The following is a 3,474-nucleotide window of genomic DNA, read 5'->3' as shown; positions in this document are numbered from 1 at the left end:
CCGTATATTTGTGAATATTTACGATGTCAGGGTAAGAATCTTTGCGTGAGATCCGTGAATAATGACTACGGAGAGCCGTATGCGTTAATAGCGCACGTACGGTTCGATGAGGGGTAGGGGATACAACTGCTAGGCCAGTAGCGCACGGCCGGGATACTAAGGCACTGCCAGACGAAAGGGGCAGTATAACGGACTGTCCTGACCTAAACGCTACCAGGCGGCAAGAGACCCCGCCTACTCTACTTCCTAGCGCATTTCTGATGCAGGGGGGATTGTTCCTATCGGTTCCTATTGCATTTTTTTTACAGGGCATATATGATCTCATTGAGGTGAGCATATGGCCAGGAAAGCTAGAAAACAGAGCAAAACAGGGTATTATCATTTAATGGTACGAGGGAATAACCGGGAAAAGGTCTTTTTGCGAGCTATAGAAAAACAATACTTTTTAAAACTGGTACAGCATCAGGTGGATAACGGTAAGATATTGATAGTAGCATATTGTTTGATGGATAATCATGCACACTTTTTAATTCACTCGGATTTGCTAGAAATGTCGGAGGCATTTAAATGGATAAATATCAAGTTTGCAGGAATGTATAATAATAAATATAAACGAGTAGGTCATGTATTTCAGGACAGATACAGAAGTGAAGTCATCAACATAGAGGGACATATTATTCGGGTAATGAGATATATACACAATAATCCTATAAAGGCAAGAATAGTAGCAAAACCATCTGATTATCAGTGGAGCAGTTACAAAAGCTATGTTGATAAGAAAGATAATTTGGTAAGTTCCAATGAAAAACAGATGATAATGGATTTGTTTTCCGGCTCAATGGAACAGTTTGTCGAATTTCATTCAGAAGAAGAGACTCATGAATTTTTGGAAACTGAAGAAGACATAGAACTGGAACGTGAGGAAAAGGCTCTGATAATTATTGATAAATATTGTCAACAACATGAGATAATAGCCAATGAGTTAAGAAACAATAAAGATGTATTAGAAAAGGTTGTTAATGAACTTATAGAAACAAATTATTTATCTCACAGAAGAATAGCCGGGCTCTTAGGGATAACCAGGGGCATGGTACATAATGTGGCTAAGAAAAAGGTTTAAACTGGTGTAACAGGAAACGCTCAACCAGCTTGCAGTCGTAAATATAACCACCTACTTTCATTTTCTCAGGTATCTGCAAACAAACACCTCCCTTATGCTAGGTTATTATAAAAAAGGTAATACTAAACCCCTGGCGAAGTTAACCAAAGGTGATATTTGTGAAGCCGATTGACCCGAACTGGACCATACAAAATGACCGCCAATCTGTGACGTCGGTATTAACACCCGCCTTTGGATATTGCGTCAACAAAACATGGTTCCGACGTTAATCCGCCTAGGTAAAGAACACTCCCGCCTGTTCTGGGAGGAGCGCGGTATCGATTACATACCCAACAAACCTCTAAAGCTTATTTCAGGGGACGTATTCTGGGATAAAGAGCAATGCTGCTGGTGCTATACCAAGCGCAGGATTCCCATGCGTTTCAATGACCCGCAGATCATCGGCATTGCTGCAGAGGGAGTACCAAAATCCAATAAGAAAAGCACCCGTTAGGTGCTTGTTGACTCATCTATATACCACCACCAGTGAGAGCGGGGAATATTATTTCGCTCTCTGTGTCTTTTTGGATCACGGCCAAGAAGATGGTTTACTTCTTTAGGATATCGGCGCAAATGACAGTCTGCTTGGTTAAGTCTATTGATATCATCTTGAGATAAATACTGCTTATGTTCCTCGATAATATCCCTGCCATCAAGAATATTGTCCATTTCTCCATATGGGTTAACATCATTAGGCAATCTCTCTACGGCAGTAATATACCTCCTGAGGATATCAAGAACTTCTGATTGATCATATTCGTAAAAATATTTCATACCCATCACCTTTTTAAAGGTTGGATTTCAAAAAATCACTTTGTCCACCGAACCATAGTTTAGATTCTTGTAATTCATCAAATTGCTCCGAAGTCAACATTAAACCAGTATCTTTTATCCAGTCTGATATATGTTTGCTATGCCCCAGCCTAAACCCATTCTCCACAGGCCGGTTTGATCATCCCTTAAAGATGTGTTTCCGTGGTGATAGTCCCTTGCCACCATTTCGGCATATGTTCTTATGTTTCACTCGCGCCCCGCCACGTCCTTTAACTCCGGTCCATTTTACATCTCCCAGAAATGCGCCAGGAACCGTCCCCGGTGCATCCCCCGGCGCATCCGGGTCATGTTGCTGCAATTAACGCTGCCCCCAAAGCCCCGCAAATTTCCGGCTCATCGGGCACCAGAACCGGACTGCTGAGCTTTTCTTCTATGGCACGGACAACACCTGTATTTTTGGCCACACCGCCGGTGATCATGTATTCGCCTTCCATCCTGGCACGTCCACCCAGTGCTATCACTTTGGAAGCAACTGACAGGTTAAGTCCGTGAACAATATCTTCAAGTTTTTTGTCTTCCGCTATCAGTGAGACGACCTCTGATTGGGCGAAAACGGAACACATGCTGGAGATGGTGATCTCTTCATCCCACTGCAACCCGCATCTGCTCATCTCTTCCAAAGTAAGCCCCAGAGACTGCGCCATCATCTCCAGAAAACGGCCTGTGCCTGCAGCACATTTGTCGTTCATCACAAAACGGAGCACTGTGCCATTCTCATTGAGGCGTATGATCTTGCTGTCCTGCCCCCCAATATCGATGACCGAACGAACCGCGGGGTTTAAGAAATGTGCACCAACTGCGTGGCATGTAATTTCAGTGACATCCTTTTTGCGGAAAGCAATATTGGCGCGGCCGTAGCCGGTTGAAACTGTACGGCTAATCTGATTTTTGGAAAGACCGGCCTTTTTAAGCGCATCCTCCAGAGCTTTTTCCGCACTGTCCGCTACATGTACACCGGTAGGCAGAACGGAAAAGGAAACTATATTTTGCTTGCTGTCCAAGATGACGACATTGGTAGAAGTAGAACCGCTGTCAATTCCGGCGGTATACTGCTCAAGCCGTCTGGGATGCACCGTAGAGAAGTGCTTTCTCGCCGGAGGTGCTGTCAGGGGTGCTTTTAAGTTTTCAAAAAACGCTTCTGTTCGGGTTTTGAGTTGTGCAGCTCCCTGTGTAGTGTAATCTGTTTCGATTTTTATAATTGGTATTGTTAATTGTTTTCTCAGCTTCATATATTCGAAACCATAATAATCACAGAAATTCACGGTGTTATAGATAATTCCTTTTAAATTGGGTCATTGACCAGCATTTTGCGCGAGGAGATATCGGTCATTCTCATGCAGGGTGTTTGTGATAAGAGCTCATCTGCATACCACTCCAGCAGTTCTTCTAATGAATCCGTAAGGGGCGGGTTGCGAAAGGAGCGGACATCGGTGCAGGTGTTGTTTTTAACAGGAAGTGGGGAGGCCCCTTTTTATGAACTC

General features: G+C 43.6%; 5 protein-coding genes. 3 read left to right on the top strand and 2 right to left on the bottom strand.

The window, feature by feature from the left end; genetic code table 11:
* Nucleotides 1-337 precede the first annotated feature (337 nt).
* Both SSCH_RS04570 and SSCH_RS04565 read left to right on the top strand, forming a co-directional pair.
* Nucleotides 338-1,120 (top strand): transposase, encoded by a 783-nt coding sequence (locus SSCH_RS04570; protein WP_044664446.1) that lies wholly within the window; start codon nucleotides 338-340, stop codon nucleotides 1,118-1,120.
* 253 nt (nucleotides 1,121-1,373) lie between these two features.
* A complete protein-coding gene (locus SSCH_RS04565; RefSeq protein ID WP_044664445.1) occupies nucleotides 1,374-1,613 on the top strand; it encodes a hypothetical protein in 240 nt (79 codons plus the stop codon).
* Here the strand turns inward: SSCH_RS04565 and SSCH_RS04560 are convergent.
* A complete protein-coding gene (locus tag SSCH_RS04560) occupies nucleotides 1,610-1,939 on the bottom strand; it encodes a hypothetical protein (RefSeq protein ID WP_198142170.1) in 330 nt (109 codons plus the stop codon). The two genes, SSCH_RS04565 and SSCH_RS04560, sit on opposite strands and share 4 nt — an antisense overlap.
* A 338-nt stretch (nucleotides 1,940-2,277) precedes the next feature.
* Nucleotides 2,278-3,267 carry an acyl-CoA dehydratase activase gene (locus SSCH_RS04550; protein ID WP_269746115.1) on the bottom strand — a complete coding sequence of 330 codons (990 nt, stop codon included), beginning with the start codon at nucleotides 3,265-3,267 and terminating at the stop codon, nucleotides 2,278-2,280.
* 21 nt (nucleotides 3,268-3,288) lie between these two features.
* On the opposite strand from SSCH_RS04550, the gene SSCH_RS19970 reads away from it, so the two are divergent.
* A partial coding sequence (locus SSCH_RS19970) for a hypothetical protein (RefSeq protein WP_232294218.1) occupies nucleotides 3,289-3,474 on the top strand: 186 nt, incomplete at its 3' end.

It is taken from the genome of Syntrophaceticus schinkii (assembly GCF_000946815.1).
GTDB classification, from domain to species: domain Bacteria; phylum Bacillota; class DSM-12270; order Thermacetogeniales; family Thermacetogeniaceae; genus Syntrophaceticus; species Syntrophaceticus schinkii.
This window is presented reverse-complemented; position numbering and strand designations above follow the sequence as displayed.